The sequence below is a fragment of the Streptomyces sp. NPDC088194 genome, from assembly GCF_040702025.1.
Lineage (GTDB): Bacteria > Actinomycetota > Actinomycetes > Streptomycetales > Streptomycetaceae > Actinacidiphila.
Window position 1 is genome coordinate 14,146 of record NZ_JBFBIV010000060.1, and the last position, 20,352, is coordinate 34,497.

General features: G+C 72.5%; 17 protein-coding genes. 10 read left to right on the forward strand and 7 right to left on the reverse strand.

Features of this window, described 5'->3' with window-relative positions; translation table 11 throughout:
* Positions 1-11 precede the first annotated feature (11 nt).
* Together AB0399_RS27880 and AB0399_RS27885 are read right to left on the reverse strand one after the other, a co-directional pair.
* Positions 12-1,391 (reverse strand): aspartate aminotransferase family protein, encoded by a 1,380-nt coding sequence (locus tag AB0399_RS27880; protein ID WP_328470056.1) that lies wholly within the window; start codon positions 1,389-1,391, stop codon positions 12-14.
* Positions 1,392-1,393: 2 nt separating this feature from the next.
* Positions 1,394-1,855, reverse strand: a complete 462-nt coding sequence (locus tag AB0399_RS27885) for an Lrp/AsnC family transcriptional regulator (RefSeq protein ID WP_329373841.1) — start codon at positions 1,853-1,855, stop codon at positions 1,394-1,396.
* Positions 1,856-2,061: 206 nt separating this feature from the next.
* Here AB0399_RS27885 and AB0399_RS27890 point away from each other — a divergent pair, with 206 nt between their 5' ends.
* Positions 2,062-3,507: a gamma-aminobutyraldehyde dehydrogenase gene (locus AB0399_RS27890; RefSeq protein ID WP_366413221.1), complete on the forward strand. Its 1,446-nt coding sequence runs from the start codon at positions 2,062-2,064 to the stop codon at positions 3,505-3,507.
* A gap of 122 nt (positions 3,508-3,629) precedes the next feature.
* Here AB0399_RS27890 and AB0399_RS27895 read toward each other — a convergent pair whose 3' ends face one another.
* Positions 3,630-4,391 (reverse strand): IclR family transcriptional regulator C-terminal domain-containing protein, encoded by a 762-nt coding sequence (locus AB0399_RS27895; RefSeq protein ID WP_366413222.1) that lies wholly within the window; start codon positions 4,389-4,391, stop codon positions 3,630-3,632.
* 187 nt (positions 4,392-4,578) lie between these two features.
* On the opposite strand from AB0399_RS27895, the gene AB0399_RS27900 reads away from it, so the two are divergent.
* Positions 4,579-5,229, forward strand: coding sequence for a nitroreductase family protein (locus AB0399_RS27900; RefSeq protein ID WP_329364159.1), 651 nt, complete (start codon positions 4,579-4,581; stop codon positions 5,227-5,229).
* Between the two features lie 10 nt (positions 5,230-5,239).
* On the opposite strand, the gene AB0399_RS27905 is transcribed toward AB0399_RS27900, so the two are convergent.
* Together AB0399_RS27905 and AB0399_RS27910 are read right to left on the reverse strand one after the other, a co-directional pair.
* The gene (locus AB0399_RS27905; RefSeq protein ID WP_366413223.1) at positions 5,240-5,947 is read right to left on the reverse strand and encodes a glycerophosphodiester phosphodiesterase; all 708 of its coding nucleotides are present in this window, start codon (positions 5,945-5,947) and stop codon (positions 5,240-5,242) included.
* Positions 5,948-5,951: 4 nt separating this feature from the next.
* Entirely contained in the window at positions 5,952-7,061 is a 1,110-nt protein-coding gene (locus AB0399_RS27910; protein WP_366413224.1) for an adenosine deaminase, read from the reverse strand.
* Between the two features lie 337 nt (positions 7,062-7,398).
* On the opposite strand from AB0399_RS27910, the gene AB0399_RS27915 reads away from it, so the two are divergent.
* The 7 genes from AB0399_RS27915 to AB0399_RS27945 all read left to right on the forward strand — a co-directional run bounded on the left by AB0399_RS27915 (position 7,399) and on the right by AB0399_RS27945 (position 15,227).
* Complete coding sequence (locus AB0399_RS27915; RefSeq protein WP_328470068.1) at positions 7,399-8,628, forward strand: extracellular solute-binding protein; 1,230 nt, start codon at positions 7,399-7,401, stop codon at positions 8,626-8,628.
* 35 nt (positions 8,629-8,663) lie between these two features.
* Positions 8,664-9,914 carry an ABC transporter ATP-binding protein gene (locus AB0399_RS27920; RefSeq protein WP_366413225.1) on the forward strand — a complete coding sequence of 417 codons (1,251 nt, stop codon included), beginning with the start codon at positions 8,664-8,666 and terminating at the stop codon, positions 9,912-9,914.
* Positions 9,911-10,852, forward strand: coding sequence for an ABC transporter permease (locus AB0399_RS27925; protein WP_366413226.1), 942 nt, complete (start codon positions 9,911-9,913; stop codon positions 10,850-10,852). The genes AB0399_RS27920 and AB0399_RS27925 overlap by 4 nt, the downstream gene beginning before the upstream one ends.
* Positions 10,852-11,649, forward strand: coding sequence for an ABC transporter permease (locus AB0399_RS27930; protein ID WP_329364146.1), 798 nt, complete (start codon positions 10,852-10,854; stop codon positions 11,647-11,649). Before AB0399_RS27925 ends, AB0399_RS27930 begins: the two co-directional genes overlap by 1 nt.
* A 1-nt stretch (position 11,650) precedes the next feature.
* Positions 11,651-13,045, forward strand: a complete 1,395-nt coding sequence (locus AB0399_RS27935) for an FAD-dependent oxidoreductase (protein ID WP_329373839.1) — start codon at positions 11,651-11,653, stop codon at positions 13,043-13,045.
* Positions 13,046-13,186: 141 nt separating this feature from the next.
* The gene (locus AB0399_RS27940) at positions 13,187-13,636 is read left to right on the forward strand and encodes a hypothetical protein (protein ID WP_329364144.1); all 450 of its coding nucleotides are present in this window, start codon (positions 13,187-13,189) and stop codon (positions 13,634-13,636) included.
* A gap of 91 nt (positions 13,637-13,727) precedes the next feature.
* Positions 13,728-15,227: a CoA-acylating methylmalonate-semialdehyde dehydrogenase gene (locus AB0399_RS27945; RefSeq protein ID WP_366413227.1), complete on the forward strand. Its 1,500-nt coding sequence runs from the start codon at positions 13,728-13,730 to the stop codon at positions 15,225-15,227.
* Between the two features lie 26 nt (positions 15,228-15,253).
* Here the strand turns inward: AB0399_RS27945 and AB0399_RS27950 are convergent, their stop codons facing one another.
* Entirely contained in the window at positions 15,254-15,934 is a 681-nt protein-coding gene (locus AB0399_RS27950; RefSeq protein ID WP_366413228.1) for a phosphatase PAP2 family protein, read from the reverse strand.
* Between the two features lie 437 nt (positions 15,935-16,371).
* On the reverse strand, positions 16,372-17,703 hold the full coding sequence (gene gabT / locus AB0399_RS27955) for a 4-aminobutyrate--2-oxoglutarate transaminase (protein WP_328470080.1): 1,332 nt from the start codon (positions 17,701-17,703) through the stop codon (positions 16,372-16,374).
* 272 nt (positions 17,704-17,975) lie between these two features.
* Between gabT and AB0399_RS27960 the strand changes: the two genes are divergently transcribed.
* The gene (locus AB0399_RS27960; protein WP_366413229.1) at positions 17,976-20,351 is read left to right on the forward strand and encodes an ATP/GTP-binding protein; all 2,376 of its coding nucleotides are present in this window, start codon (positions 17,976-17,978) and stop codon (positions 20,349-20,351) included.
* Position 20,352: the final 1 nt, after the last annotated feature.

Here is a 20,352-nt window from a genome sequence, read left to right on the forward strand (position 1 = left end):
AGGGGGCGCCGTCAGAGTTTGGTCCAGGCCGTCCGCAGGACATCGCGGAGGATGTCCTCGATCTCATCGAAAAGCGGCTGCTCCGAGATGAGCGGCGGGGCGAGCTGGATGACGGGGTCGCCACGGTCGTCGGCGCGGCAGTAGAGCCCGTTGTCGAAGAGCGCCTTGGACAGGAAGCCGTACAGGACGCGCTCGGTCTCCTCGTCGGTGAACGTCTCCTTCGTCGCCTTGTCCTTGACGAGTTCGATGCCGTAGAAGAAGCCGTTGCCGCGTACGTCGCCGACGATCGGGAGGTCGCTCAGCTTGTCGAGGGTGGCGCGGAAGGCGGCCTCGTGGTCGAGCACGTGCTGGTTGAGCCCTTCGCGCTCGAAGATGTCGAGGTTGGTGAGGGCCACGGCGGCGGAGACCGGGTGGCCGGCGAAGGTGTAGCCGTGCAGGAAGGTGTTGTCGCCGCGGTAGAACGGCTCGGCCAGCCGGTCGGAGATGATGCACGCACCGATCGGGGAGTACCCGGAGGTCATGCCCTTGGCGCAGGTGATCATGTCGGGGACGTAGTCGAACTTGTCGCAGGCGAACATCGTGCCCAGCCGCCCGAACGCGCAGATCACCTCGTCGGAGACGAGCAGGACGTCGTACCGGTCGCAGATCTCGCGGACCCGCTGGAAGTAGCCGGGCGGCGGCGGGAAGCAGCCGCCGGCGTTCTGCACCGGTTCGAGGAAGACCGCGGCGACCGTCTCGGGGCCTTCGAAGACGATCTCCTGCTCGATCTGGTCGGCGGCCCAGCGGCCGAACGCCTCCGGGTCGTCGCCGTGGATCGGGGCGCGGTAGATGTTGGTGTTGGGCACCTTGCGGGCGCCGGGCACCAGCGGCTCGAACGGGGCCTTGAGCGCGGGCAGTCCGGTGATCGACAGCGCGCCCTGCGGGGTGCCGTGGTAGGCGACCGCACGCGAGATCACCTTGTACTTGGTGTGGTTGCCGGTGAGCTTGTGGTACTGCTTCGCCAGCTTCCAGGCGGTCTCCACCGCCTCGCCTCCACCGGTGGTGAAGAAGACCTTGTTGAGGTCCCCGGGGGCGTATCCGGCCAGCCGCTCGGCGAGTTCGACCGCCTTGGGGTGGGCGTAGCTCCAGATCGGGAAGAAGGCCAGCTCCTGCGCCTGCTTGTAGGCGGTCTCGGCCAGTTCGTGCCGCCCGTGCCCGGCCTGCACCACGAACAGCCCGGACAGGCCGTCGATGTAGCGCTTGCCGTGCGCGTCGTAGATGGAGGAGCCCTCGCCGCGGACGATGGTCGGCACCGGGGCGTCCTGGTAGTCCGACATGCGGGTGAAGTGCATCCACAGGTGGTCGTACGCGGACTTCGACAGATCAGGCTGATCGGCGTTCGGAGCGGTCATGGCTATCTGGTTCCCCAGGTGTAGGTCTGCTTGCGGAGCTTGAGGTAGACGAAGGTCTCGGTGGAGCGGACGCCCGGCAGCGCGCGGATGCGCTTGTTGATCATCTCCAGCAGGTGGTCGTCGTCCTCGCAGACGATCTCCACCAGCAGGTCGAAGGAGCCGGCGGTGAGCACGACGTACTCGACCTCGTCGAGGGCCGCGAGCGCGTCGGCGACCGGTTCGAGGTCGCCCTCGACGTTGACGCCGACCATCGCCTGGCGGCGGAAGCCCACGGTGAGCGGGTCGGTCACCGCGACGATCTGCATCACGCCCTGGTCGAGCAGTTTCTGCACCCGCTGGCGCACTGCGGCCTCCGACAGCCCCACGGCCTTGCCGATCGCCGCGTACGGGCGGCGCCCGTCCTCCTGGAGCTGTTCGATGATCGCCTTCGACACCGCGTCGATCGAGGCGGAAGCGCCGTTCATGTCACGAGTGGCCACGCGCACCACTGTGCAGGAGAGGTCGACGGTCCCGCAAGCCCTTCACGATGAATTCCGTTGTGTTAAGCCTTCTGTAACACCGAATCGGTTGTTCTGGCCGGGCGGGTGTGTCGAATACGGCAGTTCTGGCGCTAAGCTGGGCAGCGTCTCACCCCATGGACATGGACCAGAAGGACCAGGGAGCAAGCGCCGTGACCGAACTCCGTACTCTGCGCAACCACATCGACGGAGAATTCCGCGACGCCGCCGACGGGCGTACCACCGAGGTGGTCAGCCCGGTCACCGGGCGGGCGTACGCGACCGCTCCGCTGTCCGGCCAGGCCGACGTCGACGCGGCGATGGCCGCCGCCAAGGCCGCCTTCCCGGGCTGGCGCGACACCACTCCCGCCGAGCGGCAGAAGGCGCTGCTCAAGATCGCCGACGCGATCGAGGCGCGCGCCGACGAGCTGGTCGCGGTGGAGAGCGAGAACACCGGCAAGCCGCTCGCGCTGACCGCGAGCGAGGAGGTCCCGCCGATGGTGGACCAGATCCGGTTCTTCGCCGGCGCCGCCCGGATGCTGGAGGGCCGCTCGGCCGGCGAGTACATGGAGGGCCTGACCTCCATCGTGCGGCGCGAGCCGGTCGGGGTGTGCGCGCAGGTCGCGCCCTGGAACTACCCGATGATGATGGCGGTGTGGAAGTTCGCCCCGGCGATCGCGGCGGGCAACACCGTGGTGCTCAAGCCGTCCGACACCACCCCGGCCTCCACGGTGCTGCTCGCCGAGATCATCGCCGGCGTCCTGCCCAAGGGCGTCTTCAACGTGGTGTGCGGCGACCGCGACACCGGCCGGCTGATGGTCGAGCACCCGGTGCCGGCGATGGCGTCCATCACCGGGTCGGTACGGGCCGGCATCGAGGTCGCCGGGTCCGCCGCCAAGGACGTCAAGCGGGTGCACCTGGAGCTGGGCGGCAAGGCCCCCGTGGTGGTCTTCGACGACCTCGACAGCGCGGCGCTGGCCAAGGCCGCCGAGGACATCGCGGTCGCCGGCTTCTTCAACGCCGGCCAGGACTGCACCGCCGCCTGCCGGGTGCTGGTGCAGGAAGGCGTGCGCGAGGAGTTCACCGCGGCGCTGGCCAAGGCCGCCGCCGGCACCAGGACCGGCCTGCCCGACGACGAGGACGTGCTCTTCGGCCCGCTCAACAACGCCAACCAGCTCGCGCAGGTCACCGGCTTCATCGAGCGGCTGCCCGCGCACGCCAAGGTCGAGGCGGGCGGCCACCGGGTCGGTGAGGAGGGCTACTTCTACGCGCCCACCGTCGTCTCCGGGCTGCTGCAGGACGACGAGGCCGTGCAGCGCGAGGTGTTCGGCCCGGTCATCACCGTGCAGTCGTTCACCGACGAGGAGCAGGCCGTCACCTGGGCCAACGACGTGGACTACGGCCTGGCCTCCTCGGTGTGGACCAAGGACCACGGCCGGGCGATGCGGATGTCCAAGAAGCTGGACTTCGGCTGCGTGTGGATCAACACCCACATCCCGCTGGTCGCCGAGATGCCGCACGGCGGGTTCAAGCAGTCCGGCTACGGCAAGGACCTGTCCGCGTACGGCTTCGAGGACTACACCCGGATCAAGCACGTCATGACGTCGCTGGAGGCGTGAGCAGGCGGTAGTGCCGTGACCGCACCGGCCCGGCCGTCATCCCGGTGACGGCCGGGCCGGGCCGGGGCGGGCCGAGGAAGGCCGCCCGCTCGGGCACCGGCCCGCGCTCACCCGTCCCGCGTTCACCCGTTCCGCGCCCCCGGCGGGCCGCCGACCACCCCGGTCCTGGCGGCGGCCCGTCGCAGGTGCGGCAGCACCCGCGCCAGGGGCACCGTGGACGGCACGGTGACGCCCAGCGCGGCGACCACCCTGCCCTCCTCCGTACGCAGCGGCACCGCCGCGGCCACCTCGCCGAGCCGGAACTCCTCCTTGGCCAGCGCGAATCCGGCCTGCCGTATCCGCCGCAACTCCCGCTCCAGCGGCCCACCCGCCGGACGGGTGTGGGCGGTGAAGCGCTCCGTCGGGCCGACCGGGGCCGGCGGGCCCCAGGCGAGCAGCACCTTGCCGAGCGCGGTGGCGTGCAGCGGCAACCGGTCCGCCCCGCCGCCCGCGCCCGGGCCCGCGCCCTCCAGCACCAGCGCGGCGCCGCGCTCCAGCACGGCCACCTCGGCCCGGCCGCCGGTGGCGGTGGCGAGGTCCCGCAGCGGCTCGCGGGTCACCGCGCGCAGGCGGTGCGGGCACGGTGAGGTCCCGCCGATCGCCCACAGCCGGGTGCCGAGCCGGTACGAACCGTCGGCGAACCGCTCCAGGCCGCCCCACGCCACGAGTTCGCGCACCAGACGCAGGGCGGTGGGCGCGGGCAGGTCCGCGCGCCGCGCGATCTCGCTGAGCCGCAGACCGCCGTCGGGTGCCCGGCCGGTCCCCGTCCGCTGCGTGAACGCGTCGAGCACCGCCAGCAGCTTCGCGGACACGGTGCGCCCCGGGGTACGGGAGTTGCCGGACATCTCATTCGCCCTTCGCCGACTCGGCCGGGGGTACCCCGCTTCCAGGGCGGAAGCGGCTTCCACCAGGCGGCTTCCACCAAGCGGCCTCCACCGGGCGGACCCCCGGGAAAGGCTTCCACCGGCCGCCTTCCACTGGGTGGAATGCGGCGCTGGCCGCCGAGCGCGCCCGCCCGCCACCCTCAACACCATGAACCTGGACCTGACTTCCGACCAGCTGCTGTCCACCACCCGCGCGGTACGGCTGCGGCTCGACCTCGACCGCCCGGTGCCGCGGCACCTGCTGGAGGAGTGCGTCGACCTGGCCGTCCAGGCGCCGACCGGCCGCAACCGGCAGCGCTGGCACTTCGTGATCGTCACCGACGAGGACAAGCGCCGCGAGGTCGCCGACATCTGGCGGGCCAGCGCGGCCGCGCCCGGCGACGCCGAGCCGCTGACCGCCCGCGACGTCCGGCGCGCCAACGTGGCGTCCGGCCGGATGGCGCGGGTCGGCGCCGGCTTCGCCCACCTCCACGCGAACCTGCACCGGGTGCCGGCACTGGTCGTCCCGTACGTGGAAGGACGCACCGACGGCGCCTCCGTGGAACGCCAGGCCGGCACCTGGGGCTCGATCCTCCCCGCCGTGTGGAGCTTCATGCTCGCCGCCCGGGAACGCGGTCTCGGCTCCTGCTGGACCACCGGCGGCCTGGCGTACGAGCGCGAGCTGTCCCGGGCGCTGGGCGTGCCGTACGAGCGGCTGATGCAGGCGGCGTTCATCCCCGTCGCCTACACGATCGGCACCGAATTCCGGCCGGCCCGGCGGGTGCCGCGTGCGGAGGTGCTGCACTGGCAGGGGTGGTGAGGCCGGGCGGTCAGGCGGGCCGGGACGCCACGCGCAGCAGCGCGTCCAGCCGGTTGCTGGTGATGGCGTCCACCCCGGCCGCGACCAGGCGGGACATCGAGCGCTGCCAGTCCGCGGTCCAGGCGGCGACCAGCAGGCCGCGGTCGTGCGCCCAGGCGACGGTGGCCGGATTCGCCAGCCCGAAGCGGAGGTTGAGCCAGCGCGGGCCGAGGCCGTCGATCAGCGAGTCGGCGGGGCGCGCGGAGGTCGTCCAGGTCATGGCGACCTCGGCCGACGGCTCCAGGGCGCGCACCTCGCGCATCGCGGCCAGCTCGCCGCAGTAGTAGACCCGGTCGGCCGCGCCCGCCTCCCGCACCGCGGTGATCGCCGCGGCCGCCTGCGGGACCTCGGTGAGGTCGATCAGCATCCGGGCCGGGCCGGGCTGGCGCAGGAGTTCGGCGAGCGCGTCCGCGAAGGCCGGCACGCCGCCGCCGGTGGCCTCGGCCACCTCGTCGTAGGTCAGCGAGGTCACCGGCGCAGGGCGCCCCCACAGCCGCTCCAGGGTCGCGTCGTGCAGCAGCACCGGCACGCCGTCCCGGGTGAGGCGGACGTCCACCTCGACGACGTCGGCGCCCTTGTGCAGGGCGGAGCGCACCGAGGGCAGGGTGTTCTCGCGGTGTACGTAAGGGTCGCCCCTATGGGCGACGACCGTTACCCGGTGTCCAGGGCGCGGGGCCACGGCGTCAGCTCCGCGCGGCGGGGACGCCGGTACCGCCGGTGGAGGCGTCGCCGGACGCGGCGGTGTACGCGTCGATCTCCGCCGCCAGCCGCGCCTTGCCCGCCGGGTCGAGGAACGACGCGTGCACCGCGTTCTTCGCCAGGTCCGCGAGGCCCGCCCGGTCCAGCTCCAGCAGCCGGGCGGCGACCGCGTACTCCGTGTTCAGGTCGGTGCCGAACATCGGCGGGTCGTCGCTGTTGACGGTGACCAGGACACCGGCCTCGACCATCCGCCGGATCGGGTGCTCCTCCAGCGTGGGCACCACCCGGGTGGCGATGTTGGAGGTCGGGCAGACCTCCAGCGGGATGCGGTGCTCGGCGAGGTGGTCCAGCAGCCGGGGGTCCTGAACGGCGCTGGTGCCGTGGCCGATCCGCTCCGCGCCCAGGGCGTCCAGCGCGTCCCAGATCGTCTGCGGGCCGGTGGCCTCGCCGGCGTGCGGCACGCTGTGCAGCCCGGCCGCCCTGGCCCGGTCGAAGTACGGCTTGAACTGCGGCCGCGGCACCCCGATCTCGGGCCCGCCGAGCCCGAAGGAGACCAGGCCCTCCGGCCGCAGGTCCACCGCCAGGTGCGCGGTCTCCTCGGCCGACTCCAGGCCCGCCTCGCCGGGGATGTCGAAGCACCAGCGCAGCACCACGCCCAACTCCGCCTCCGCGGCCTTGCGGGCGTCCTCGATCGCCTCCATGAACGCCTGCGCGGGGATGCCCCGGCGGGTCGAGGAGTACGGCGTCACGGTCAGCTCGGCGTAGCGGATCTGCTGCCGGGACATGTCCCGCGCCACCTCGTAGGTCAGCAGCCGCACGTCCTCGGCGTCCCTGATCAGGTCCACCACGGACAGGTAGACCTGGATGAAGTGCGCGAAGTCCTTGAAGGTGAAGTACTCGGCGAGCGCGGCCGGGTCGGAGGGCACCTTGGAGTCCGGGTGCCGGGCGGCCAGTTCCGAGACGATCCGCGGCGAGGCGGAGCCCACGTGGTGGACATGCAGCTCGGCCTTCGGCAGCCCGGCGATGAAGGAGTCAAGACCGGCGCCGGCGGCGGGGACGGCGGCGGGGGAGGGGCCGGGGACGGTCTCGGGCATGCGGGGTTCCTCCGGAGGGGCGTGCGGGACGGGCCGGCGCGCGGCCGGTGCCGTTCATCGTAATGCGCCCCGCCCCCGGGTACGGGTCCTGCCGGCGCGGGGCGCAGCGAAAGGTCGGAGCACAGATTTCGTCGATTAACCAAAAGGCAACAACGGAATCCCTTGTTGGAGGCGGTCGGCTCTGCCAGGATCAGCCATCAATCCAGGCTTTGACCACGCTGGTACATGGATTCGCGACCCCGGCGGGGCGCCCCGGCCACCCCTGGCCGGTCCTCCCGGCCGGCCCCCGGCCACCCGCCCGGCGCCACCCGGCCGATCCCTCGGAAGGGCACCACCCATGGAGCTGTTCGAGACCCTCACACCGCCCCAGCGCGCCGCCATGGCGCGCAGCATGACCAGCGGACGAGGAGCGCTCGCCCGCCGTTCGCTGCTGCGGGCCGCCGGGCTCGGCGCGGTCGCCACCGTCGGCCTCACCGGCTGCGGCATCCCCGCGGCCGGCCGCAAGGGCGACACCGTCTCCACCGACCACTCGGCGCAGGAGAAGGTGGTCGACTTCTCCAACTGGACCGAGTACATCGACGTCACCGACGACGGCAAGCACCATCCGACCCTCGACGCCTTCACCAAGCGCACCGGGATCAAGGTCAAGTACACCGAGGACATCAACGACAACGTCGAGTTCTTCGGCAAGATCAAGCCGCAGCTCGCCGCGGGCCAGGACACCGGCCGCGACCTGATGGTGCTCACCGACTGGCTGGCCGGCCGGATGATCCGGCTCGGCTGGGTGCAGCAACTCGACTCCGCGAACCTGCCGCACGCCTACGCCAACCTGGAACAGCGCTTCCGCAGCCCCGAGTGGGACCCCGGCCGCGCCTACTCCTACCCCTGGCAGGGCATCGCCACCTGTATCGCCTACAACAAGAAGGCCACCGGCGGGCGGAAGATCAGCTCCGTCTCCCAACTCCTCGACGACAGCTCGCTCAAGGGCAAGGTCGCCATGCTCTCCGAGATGCGCGACACCATCGGGATGACCCTGCTCGACATGGGCGAGCTGCCCGAGAAGGTCACCGACGACACCTTCGACGCGGCCGTCGCCCGCATCCAGAAGGCCGTCGACAGCCAGCAGATCCGGAAGTTCACCGGCAACGACTACACCGACGGCCTCAGCAAGGGCGACATCGCCGCCTGCCTGGCCTGGGCCGGCGACCTGGTCCAACTGCGCCTCGACGACCCCGACATCGAGTACGTCTTCCCCGACTCGGGCTTCCTGTCGTCCACCGACAACCTGCTGATCCCCGACAAGGCCCGGCACAAGACGAACGCGGAACGGCTGATCGACTACTACTACGAGCCCGCGGTCGCCGCGCAGGTCTCGGCGTACATCAACTACGTGTGCCCGGTCGCCGGGGTGAAGCCGTACCTGGCGAAGATCGACCCGAAGCTGGCGAGCAACCCGCTGATCATCCCCGACGCAGCCATGGACGCCAAGGGCCACGACTTCCGCTCGCTCACCGACGCCCAGGACGCGCGGTACGAGGACAAGTTCTCCAAACTCATCGGCGCCTGACCCCGGCCTGCTCCCGCACCCCCCGAGGACAACCCATGACGACCCCCAGCACGAGCACAGCGAAGTCCGCCGACGCCGCCGTCCGCCTCACCGGGATCAGCAAGTCCTACGGCGCCTTCACCGCCGTCCACCCGCTCGAACTGGCGGTGCCGGCCGGCTCGTTCTTCGCGCTGCTCGGCGCGTCCGGCTGCGGCAAGACCACCACGCTGCGGATGATCGCCGGCCTGGAGACGCCCAGCACCGGCGCGGTGCACCTGGGCGGCCAGGACGTCACCGCGCTGCCGCCGTACAAGCGCCCGGTCAACACCGTCTTCCAGAACTACGCGCTCTTCCCGCACCTGGACGTCTACGAGAACGTGGCGTTCGGGCTGCGCCGGCGCGGCATCAAGCCGGTGAAGAAGCAGGTCGGCGAGATGCTCGAACTGGTGCAGCTCGGCCCGCTGGCCCGTCGCCGGCCGCACCAGCTCTCCGGCGGCCAGCAGCAGCGCGTCGCGGTGGCCCGCGCGCTGATCAACCAGCCGAAGGTGCTGCTGCTCGACGAGCCGCTCGGCGCGCTCGACCTGAAGCTGCGCCGCCAGATGCAGCTCGAACTCAAGCGCATCCAGACCGAGGTGGGCATCACCTTCATCCACGTTACCCACGACCAGGAGGAGGCCATGACGATGGCCGACACCGTCGCGGTGATGAACGCCGGCCGGGTCGAGCAGATGGGCGCGCCCGCCGACCTCTACGAGAACCCCTCCTCCACCTTCGTGGCGAACTTCCTCGGCACCTCCAACCTGATCGAGGCCGAGGTCACCGGCGTCGCCGACGGCACCCTCACGCTCACCCGCGCCGGGCAGGAACTGGCGCTGCCCGCCGCCCGCTGCCGTACCGAGGCGGCCCGCGGCGACCGGGTGCTGGCCGGGGTCCGCCCGGAGAAGATCACCCTCGTGCACCGCGACGACGCGGCCGGCGTGCCCGCCGGCCGGAACCGGATATCCGGCCGGATCGTGGACTCCAGCTTCATCGGCGTGTCCACCCAGTACGTGGTCGACAGCCCGGTCGGCGCCGACCTGGAAGTCTTCGTGCCGAACGTGGAGCGCGACGCCCGGCTGGTGCCCGGCGCGCCGGTCGTCCTGCACTGGAACCCCGAGCACACCTTCGGTCTCGACGCGGGACAGGACATCGGCGCCGGCCTGGACGCGGGGCTGGACGACGCGGCCGGCGACGGGAGGACCGGCGGCGCCGAGTCGCAGGGCGGCGGCACCGACCGCACCGAGTCCGCCGAGGGGGCCGCCGTATGACCGCCGCCACCGAACCCCTGCCGCCGCCCGCCGCCGCGGCGCCCCGGCCGCCCAAGGCGCTGCGCCGGGCCGCCGCCCGCCGGCGCCGGGTGCCGTACCTGCTGCTGCTGGCCGGGGTGGCCTGGCTGCTGGTCTTCTTCGTCGCCCCGATGGTCTACCAGGCGTCCACCTCGGTGCAGACCGGCACCCTGGAGGACGGCTTCAAGGTCACCTGGCACTTCGCCACCTACTGGGACGCGCTGAGCGAGTACTGGCCGCACTTCGTGCGCTCCCTGGTCTACGCCGGCATCGCCACCGTGCTGTGCCTGGTGATCGGCTACCCGCTGGCGTACACCATCGCCTTCCGGGCCGGGCGGTGGCGCAACGTGCTGCTGATCCTGGTGATCGCGCCGTTCTTCACCAGCTTCCTGATCCGCACCCTCGCCTGGGAGACGATCCTCGCCGACCAGGGGCCGGTGGTGTCCTTCCTCAACGACGTCCACCTGCTCGACGTGACGTCCTGGCTGCGGATCACCCAGGGCGACCGGGTGCTGGCCACCCCGCTTGCCGTGGTGTGCGGCCTGACCTACAACTTCCTGCCGTTCATGATCCTGCCGCTGTACACCTCGCTTGAGCGGGTCGACGGCCGGCTGCACGAAGCGGCCGGCGACCTGTACGCCACCCCGTTCACCGTCTTCCGCAAGGTGACCTTCCCGCTGTCGATGCCCGGCGTGGTGGCCGGCACCCTGCTGACCTTCATCCCCGCCTCCGGGGACTACATCAACGCCGAGTTGCTGGGCTCCACCAACCAGCAGATGATCGGCAACGTCATCGAGTCGCAGTTCCTGCGGGTGCTCGACTACCCGACGGCCGCCGCCCTCTCGTTCATCCTGATGGCCGTCATCCTCGCCGTCGTCACCCTCTACATCCGCCGGGCCGGAACGGAGGAGCTGGTCTGATGCGCCTGATCCGCCGGCTGCGCGCCAACCTCGTGGTGATCGCGGGCGTCCTCGCCCTCGGGTACCTCATCCTGCCGAACCTGGTGGTGCTCGCCTTCTCCTTCAACAAGCCCAAGAGCCGCTTCAACTACACCTGGAACCAGTTCTCCACCGACGCCTGGCAGCACCCCTGCGGCGTCGCCGGCATGTGCGGCTCGCTCACCCTCAGCCTGAAGATCGCGGTCTACGCCACCCTCGCCGCCACCGTGCTCGGCACCATGACCGCCTTCGCGCTCGCCCGCTACCGCTTCCGCGGCCGGGCCGCCACCAACATGCTGATCTTCCTGCCGATGGCGATGCCCGAGGTGGTGATGGGCGCCTCGCTCGGCACCCTCTTCCTCAACATGCGCATCCAGTTCGGCTTCTGGACCATCCTCATCGCGCACATCATGTTCTGCCTGAGCTTCGTGGTGACCGCGGTCAAGGCCCGCGTGATGAGCATGGACCCGCGGCTGGAGCAGGCCGCGCAAGACCTCTACGCCACCCCGACGCAGACCTTCCTGCGGGTCACGCTGCCGCTGGCCGCACCCGGCATCGCGGCCGGCGCGCTGCTGTCGTTCGCGCTGTCCTTCGACGACTACATCATCACCAGCTTCAACGCCGGCAACAGCGTCACCTTCCCGATGTTCGTCTGGGGCTCGGCGCAGCGCGGCACCCCGGTGCAGGTCAACGTGATCGGCACCGCCATGTTCGTGCTCGCGGTGCTGCTGGTGCTGGCCGGGCAGCTGGTCGGGGGCCGCAGGAAGGCGCGTGGCTGACATGGACCCGGCCCGCGCGCTCGCCGCCGCCCGCCCGCTGCCGTACTGGCTCGACGACCCGGCCCGGCCGGACGCCGAACCGGCCCTGGCCGGCGCCGAGCACTGCGACCTGCTGGTGATCGGCGGCGGCTACAGCGGGCTGTGGACGGCGCTGCTGGCGAAGGAGCGCGACCCGGACCGGGACGTGGTGCTGGTCGAGGGCGGCCGGATCGGCGCGGCCGCCTCCGGCCGCAACGGCGGCTTCTGCGCGGCCAGCCTCACCCACGGCACCGCCAACGGACTGGCGCGCTGGCCCGAGGAGTTCGCGACCCTCCAGGCGCTCGGCGAGCGCAACCTCGACGCCATCGAGGCCGCCGTCGCACGCTACGGCCTGGACTGCGAGTTCGAGCGGACCGGTGAGATCGACGTGGCCACCGCCGACCACCAGGTCGAGGAGTTGCGCGAGGCCCACGCCACCGCCGTGCGGCACGGCCTGGACCTGGAACTGCTCGACCGCGACCAGGTGCGCGCCGAGGTCGACTCGCCCACCTTCCGCGCCGGCCTGTACGACCGGAGCGGCGTCGCGCTGGTCCACCCGGCCAAGCTCGCCTGGGGCCTGAAGCGCGCCGCCACCCGGGCCGGCGTGCGGATTCACGAGCACACCCCCGCCACGGCCCTGGTCCGGCACGGCGCCGCGCTCGCCGTGCGCACCCCGTACGGCAGGGTGCTCGCCCACCATGTGGCCCTGGGCACCGGCGTGTTCCCCTCCCTGCTGCGCCGCACCCGGCACCACACCGTGCCGGTCTACGACTACGCCCTGACCACCGAACCCCTCACCGCCGACCAGCGCGCCGCGATCGGCTGGCGCGGTCGGCAGGGCCTGGGCGACAGCGCCAACCGCTTCCACTACTTCCGGCTGACCGCCGACGGCCGCGTGCTGTGGGGCGGTTACGACGCGATCTACCCGCGCGGCGGCCGGATGAGCGCCGCGTACGACCACCGCCCGGAGACGTACCTGCGGCTGGCCCGGCACTTCTTCGCCTGCTTCCCGCAGTTGGAGGGGGTGCGGTTCAGCCACGCCTGGGGCGGCGCGATCGACACCTGCACCCGCTTCTCGGCGTTCTTCGGCACGGCGTACGGCGGGCGGGTCGCGTACGCGGCCGGGTACACCGGACTCGGCGTCGGCGCCACGCGGTTCGGCGCCGAGGTGATGCTCGACCTGCTGGCCGGGCGGCCCACCGAGCGCACCGCGCTCACCATGGTGCGCGAGCGCCCGCTGCCCTTCCCGCCCGAGCCGCTGGCCACCGCCGGGATCGGGCTGACCCAGTGGTCGCTGGCCCGCGCCGACCGCGCGCGGGGGCGGCGCAACCTGTGGCTGCGCGCCCTGGACCGGGCCGGTCTTGGCTTCGACTCGTGAGCGGCCCGCACCCGGCCCGCGCCGCCCGGCTGTGAGCCGGATCACTACCAATGGGTAGCGAAACCCGCGTAATGATCCGGCCCCACCCCTGTCTCTCGTGTGACGGCAGACGCGTCACACGAGAGACGGAGGGGGCCCACGATGGCCGACACGGGCGCGAAGAGCGCGGTGGAGTGGCTGGCTTCGGTAGCGGACGACCCGCGGGGGTGCAGGTGGGAGTGGGAGCGCAGCGCGCTCGGGGTGGCGCTGCTGCCCGCCGGGCGGCAGTGGGACGTGCTGATCCTGCCCGGCAGGATCGGCTACCCCACGCTCGACGTGCTGACCCGGCTGATGGGCCGGACCGGCCCGGTGCTCGCCGACTTCGGCGACGCCCGGATGGGATTCTTCGTGCCGCCGGGCACCGCCGCCCGCTGGCTCGGCACCGGGGTGCGGGGGGCCGGGCGCGGCACCTGGATCGTGGTGCCCTACCCCGGCCGGCCGACCGGGGGAGTGCGCTGGCTGGTCCCCCCGGACGGCTCCGGGCACCTCACCGACCCGGTGGTGCTGGAACTGGCGATGCACGAGGCGGCCGCCCAGCTCGCCGGCGGGTAGGTCCCGGGCCCTCCGGCCCGGCCCGGGTGCTTGTGGCACCCCGCCGCCCGTGGCGACACTGGCGGCAGACGACGACGGAAGGGTTCACCCCGTGACGACCTCGCACCTCACCCACTGGATCGCCGGCCGCGCCTGGACGGGCACCGCCGAGCGGCACGGCGACGTCTACGACCCGGCCACCGGCCGCATCACCGCGCAGGTGGACTTCGCCGGACCCGAGGTCGTGGACGAGGCGGTCGGCGCCGCCGTCGACGCCTTCCGCGAGTGGCGGAACACCTCCGTGGCCAAGCGCACCGGAGTGCTCTTCGCCTTCCGCGAGCTGCTCAACGCCCAGCGCGACGAACTGGCCGCGCTGATCGTCTCCGAGCACGGCAAGGTGCACTCCGACGCGCTCGGCGAGGTGGCCCGCGGCCTCGAAGTCGTCGAGTACGCCTGCGGCATCCCGCAACTGGCCAAGGGCAGCTACACCGAGCAGGCGTCCACCGGCGTCGACGTCTACTCGCTGCGCCAGCCGCTCGGCCCGGTCGCGATCATCTCGCCCTTCAACTTCCCCGCCATGGTGCCGATGTGGTTCTTCCCGCTCGCCATCGCCACCGGCAACACCGTGGTCGTCAAGCCGTCGGAGAAGGACCCGTCCGCCGCGAACTTCCTCGCCGGGCTGTGGCGCGAAGCCGGGCTGCCCGACGGGGTGTTCAACGTCGTGCACGGCGACAAGGCGGCCGTCGACCGGCTGCTGGAGCACCCCGACATCAAGGCGGTCTCCTTCGTCGGCTCCACCCCCGTCGCCCGCCACGTCTACGAGACCGGCACCCGCCACGGCAAGCGCGTCCAGGCCCTGGGCGGCGCCAAGAACCACATGCTGGTGCTGCCCGACGCCGACCTGGACCTCGCCGCCGACGCGGCCGTCAACGCCGGCTACGGCGCCGCGGGCGAGCGCTGCATGGCGGTGTCCGTGCTGGTCGCGGTCGACCCGGTCGGCGACGACCTGGTGGCGCGGATCAAGCAGCGCATCGCCACCCTCACCGTCGGCCCCGGCTCGGCGCCCGGCTCGGCGATGGGCCCGCTCGTCACCGGCGCGCACCGCGACAAGGTCACCGCCTACCTCGACGCCGGCACCGCCGACGGCGCCGTCCTCGCCACCGACGGCCGCAAGCACGCGATCGACGGCGACCCCGGCGGCTTCTGGCTCGGCCCGACCCTCTTCGACCACGTCCGCCCGGGCATGTCCGTGTACGACGACGAGATCTTCGGCCCCGTGCTCTCCGTGGTCCGCGTGCCCAGCTACGACGCGGGTCTGGCGCTGATCAACGCCAACCCGTACGGGAACGGCACCGCGCTGTTCACCTGCGACGGCGGCGCCGCCCGGCGCTTCCAGCACGAGGTGGAGGTGGGCATGGTCGGCATCAACGTGCCGATCCCGGTGCCGGTCGCGTACTACTCCTTCGGCGGATGGAAGTCCTCGCTGTTCGGCGACGCGCACGCCTACGGCGAGGACGGGGTGCGGTTCTTCACCCGCGGCAAGGCGGTCACGCAGCGGTGGCCCGACCCTTCGCACGCGGGCCTGAACCTGGGCTTCCCGACCAACTCCTGACCCCCCACCGACCCCGCGGGTGCCGCTCAGACCCCGTCGCGGCCCGCGCGGGCGCCGTCCTCCGTGGCGTCGTCGCCCGTGCCGTCCCCGTCCGCATCCCCGTTCGCCTCCTCGTCGCTGCCGCCGCCGCGGCCGGCCGCCCCCGGCACCAGCCGCGCGGCCGCCGCGGCCGACAGCAGCGCCACCGCCAGGCACCAGCTCGCCAGCACGTCCAGCGGCCAGTGGAAGTCGCACCACACCAGCGCCACGCCCACCAGCAGCGCCAGCAGCACGGTGCCCGCGGCCAGCAGCGCGCGCACCGCCGTACGCCGGACGAACGGCAACAGCACCAGCGCGGCCAGTCCGAACGCCATGGAGGACGTCGCGGTGTGCCCGGAGGGGAAGTAGCCGTAGTTCGGGTCGGCGTGCACCCGGCCGGGCGCCGGGCGGTCCACCCCCGACTTCACCGCACCCACCAGCACCGGCAGCAGGCACATCGCCAGCGCCGCCGCGCCCGGCGGCACCCACCAGCGCGGCAGCCCCGCCCGGCGTCCCAGACAGGCGGCCAGGACCAGCGCGACCAGCAGCACCGGCACGGCCACCGCGATGTCGCCGAGGTCGCACAGCAGGTGGGCGAGCCGGTCGTAGCCGGGATGCGCGACGGCCGTGCGCCGTACGTCGCGCAGCAGCCGCCCGTCGTCGGTGACCAGCCGGCCGCCGGCCGACACCTGCCAGGTCAGCAGGCAGAAGGCGGTGACGGCGAGCGTGAAGACGGTGAGCAGCGCGAAGAGCGCCCGGAAAGGAGTCAGCCGCCCCGGAACAGGGGGGAGAGTTCCGGGGCGGCCAGGGCGATCGCCGTACCGTCCGTCCCGGGGGGTTTGGGACGAACGGCCAGCCGATCGGCGAGGATTGCCGGAGCCAAAGGTCCCGGCTGCTTCGTGCGCGAGGGCACTGCTGCGCCGGTGATGGGGATTCATCGGCGCGGTGTCGCCCGCGGCCTCCTCGCTGGGATTCGGCCACGTGCGGGGTGTTCCTCGGAAACCGTACGTCACAGGCGGCTCATCAGGGTCGTCGATCACCCGTCCGCCATCAGGCTCGCACACCTTCTTCACGACCCCGTCCCCCGTGTCGCACGGTTCACATCCGTCACACGGCCCGCCTGTGTTCACACGCCGGCGAGGGCCTCCTCGATGATGTCCAGGCCCTCGTTCAACAGATCCTCGCCGATCACCAGGGGCGGCAGGAAGCGCAACACGTTTCCGTAGGTGCCGCACGTCAGCACGACCAGGCCGGCCGCGTGGCACGCCTTGGCGACCGCGCCGGTCACCGCCGGGTTCGGCTCCTTCGTGCCCGGCTGCACCAGCTCGACCGCGATCATCGCACCCCGGCCGCGCACCTCCCCGATCACCGGGAACTTCTCCTGCATCGCCCGCAGCCGCGGCGTCATCACCTCGCCGATCCGCCGCGCCCGCGCCGGCAGGTCCAGCTCCCGCATCGTCTCGATCGCGCCGAGCGCGGCCGCGCACGCCACCGGGTTGCCGCCGTAGGTGCCGCCCAGGCCACCGGAGTGCGCCGCGTCCATGATCTCCGCCCGGCCGGTCACCGCCGCCAGCGGCAGCCCGCCCGCGATGCCCTTCGCCGTGGTGATCAGGTCGGGCACCACGCCCTCGTCCTCGCACGCGAACCACTGCCCGGTCCGGCAGAAGCCGGTCTGGATCTCGTCCGCCACGAACACGATGCCGTTGTCCTTCGCGAACTGCGCCATCCGCGGCAGGAAGCCCTTCGCCGGCTCGATGAAGCCGCCCTCGCCCGCGATCGGCTCGATCACGATCGCGGCCACGTGGTCGGCGCCGATCTGCTTGGTGATCATGTCGATCGCCTGCGCCGCGGCCTCCTCCGCCGCGTGCTCGGGCCCGGTCAGCCAGCGGTACCCGTACGCCAGCGGCACCCGGTACACCTCCGGCGCGAACGGCCCGAAGCCCTCCTTGTACGGCATGTTCTTCGCGGTCAGCGCCATCGTGAGGTTGGTCCGGCCGTGGTAGCCGTGGTCGAACACCACCACCGCGGGGCGCTTGGTGTACGACCGGGCGATCTTCACCGCGTTCTCCACCGCCTCGGCGCCGGAGTTGAACAGCGCCGACTTCTTCGCGTGGTCGCCCGGGGTGAGCCGCGCCAGCTCCTCGCACACCTCCACGTAACCCTCGTACGGGGTGACCATGAAGCAGGTGTGGGTGAAGTCGGCGAGCTGCGCCGAGGCGCGCCGCACCACGGCTTCCGCGCTGTTGCCGACCGACGTCACGGCGATGCCGGAGCCGAAGTCGATCAGCCGGTTGCCGTCCACGTCCTCCACGACGCCGCCGCCCGCGCGGGCCACGAACACCGGCAGCGTCACCCCCACCCCGTCTGCCACCGCGGCCGACTTCCGGGCCGCCAACTCCCGCGACTTCGGTCCTGGTACTTCCGTGACGAGCCTGCGCTCCTGCGGCACTTCGGTCATGACGGGCGCTCTCCTTACTTACGCTCTGACGCTGTTACGGCAACGTGGCGACGTCTTCCGTGGTCTTCTGTGGTCTTCCGAGTCCTCCCGGAGGGTAGGCCGGGCCCCGGCGCACCCGCATACGCCGATAGGTAACACTGCCGCCCGCGGTTTCGCCGGTTCGGACAGTGCGGGCGGCGGTGCCGTAATACGCCAAGATCCTTTTGCCGGCGTAGCGGCTCGACTACATTGTGCGCATCGGCGGTGATGGAGGGGCGAGGGGCAGGCACGCGATGGATGCCAAGGACCGCAACACCCAGGGCGCCCCCTACGGCCCGCCCCCTCCGCCGAGGCCCCCGAACACCCCGGTCCGGCGGCCGGCCGTGCCGCCGCCCGCACCCGCGCAGGCGCCGCCGCTGTCGGCGGTCGAACGCTGGCTGCGCACCCCGAGGGTGTCCGACGCGCCCGGCATCTACGCCTACGGGCACGTGCCCCGGCCGCCGGACGACCCCGACCGGATGACCGATCGCCGGCTGATCGGGGGAGCGGTGCTGGCGCTGGTGTGCGGGTTACTGCTGTGGTCGCTGTTCGACCACGGCTACATCCCGTTCTGGCGCAAACCGCTCTCCCTCCTCACCCCCAAGGGCTGGTGGAAGAGCCCGCAGCCTCCGGCGGGACAGGTCGCCGACGCACTGTACGACCTGCTCTGGATGGGGTTGCTGACCTACTACTTCGGTCGCCTCGGCAACTTTCCCGAGCTGTTCCGCCGCTATCTCACGACCCCGCTCCGGCGAGGGTGGGCGACCCTGTTCGGCGCCTTCGTCGTGTGCATGCTCGCGAACAACGGCTACGTGCCGGCGGTGGCCGTCGTTCTGCCCCTGGTGCCGCGCTCGTGGCTGAACGGCGGCGGCAACCAGGCCGTGGCGTCCGCCGTCTCCAACGGCATCCTGGTCATCGTCGCGCTGCTGCTCGCCTGGCCGTTCGCCCGATACGGCCGGTGGGCGGACCTCGTTCGGTACTACCTCACCGCCTCCAGCCGGCCGATGCAGCCGGCCGGCGCGCTGCGCGTGCCCGATCAACTCTCCAAGGAGGGCCAGGCACAGCTCCCCGGTCCCGCCGAGTGGTCCGAGTTGCGCCAGGCGGGGTACGGCCTGGTGGCCGACCGGCTGGCGCAGGAGGTGCGGACCGGGCGGATGAACGACGTGGACTGCGTGCGGGTGCGGCAGTCGTGGCAGGCGGTGCACGGGCGGCCCGAGGGCGCGCGGGAGTTCGCGGACGTGGTGCTGCAACTCGGCGGGGCGGCGATGGCGCACCCGTCCGGCCATCGGGACCTGCCGCGGCGGACCGCGGACCACGACCTGCTCGCCGGCCAGGTGCGGATCGGCCGGGGCGTGGAGGACCCGCGCAACGGCTACCAGTACCGCGGCGCGGGTGTCGCCCTCGACCCGGGCGTGCTCGGCACCGGGCTGCTGGCCGTCGGGCCGCCTGGCGCGGACAAGGGCCGGCTGCTCATGCGCCCCGTCGTGGAGTCGCTGTGCCTGCAGGCGCTCGCCGGCCGCGCCGCGGTGGTGGCCGTCGCGGGCGCCGACGTCGACCTCGGCCCGACCGAGTCGTACGACATGGTGGTCTCGCTGGCCGACCCCGGCTCGCCGTGCGGCCTCGATCTGTACGGCGGCACCACCGACCCCGACCTGGCGGCCTGGGTGCTCGCCGAAGCGCTCACCGACGGGCCGGAGAACGAGCAGCGCCGGGCGGCCACGGCGCTCGGCCAACTGCTCGCCCCGTACGCCGCCGCGTACGGCCGGTTCCCCACCGTGCCCGTGCTGCGCGAACTGCTGGAGGGCCTGCCGCATGCCGTCGCCGAGCTGCGCGAGGCGGTCGACGCGGTGGGCATGCCGGGCCTGGTGCGCGAACTCGACGCGCGGGTGCGGCAGAGCGCCCGGTCCGGTGACGTCGGCACCGAACTCGCGGACCGGGTCGGGCTGCTCGACCGGCCCGCGTTCGCCGGGTTCTTCGACGGGTCGGGGCAGCGCCCGTCGTTCTCGATGCCCGCGCTGGCCCGGTCGGTGCGGGTCCGGGTCGTGCTGCCCGAGCACGGCCACACCGAGGCGTCCCGGATACTCGTCCGGCTGCTCCTCGCCCAGTTCACCGCCGCGGTCGCCGCGCGCCGGGACCGCTCGCTGTTCGCCTGCATCGTGGTCGACGACGCCACTCACGCGCTGTCGGAGGGCACATTGCGCGCGCTGCCGTCGCTGCGCGGCCTGAACGCGGGCGCGATGTTCGGGCTCAGCTCGCTGGACGCGCTGCCGGAGGGGCTGCGCGGCGCCGTGGTCGGCGCGGTGGGCTGCCGGATGGTGTTCGCCGGGGTCTCACCCCGCGACGGCCGGTTCTTCTCCGAGACGTGGGGCACCATGCGGGTGCAGACCCGCGACATCACCCGGACCCCCGACCAGTCCGGCGGGCTGCCCCGGCGGCTGAGCCGGGGCGTGCGGCGGCTGTTCACCGGCGAGGTCGTCACCACCGAGTCGGTGACCGTCCGCGAGGTGGAGCGGGAGCGCTGGAGCGCCGCCGACCTGGCCCAGCAGGTGCCCGTGGGACACGCGGTGGTGTCGTTGACGACCACCTCGGGAGAGCACGCGCCGCCGGTTCTGGTCGATCTGCGAGCCTGAG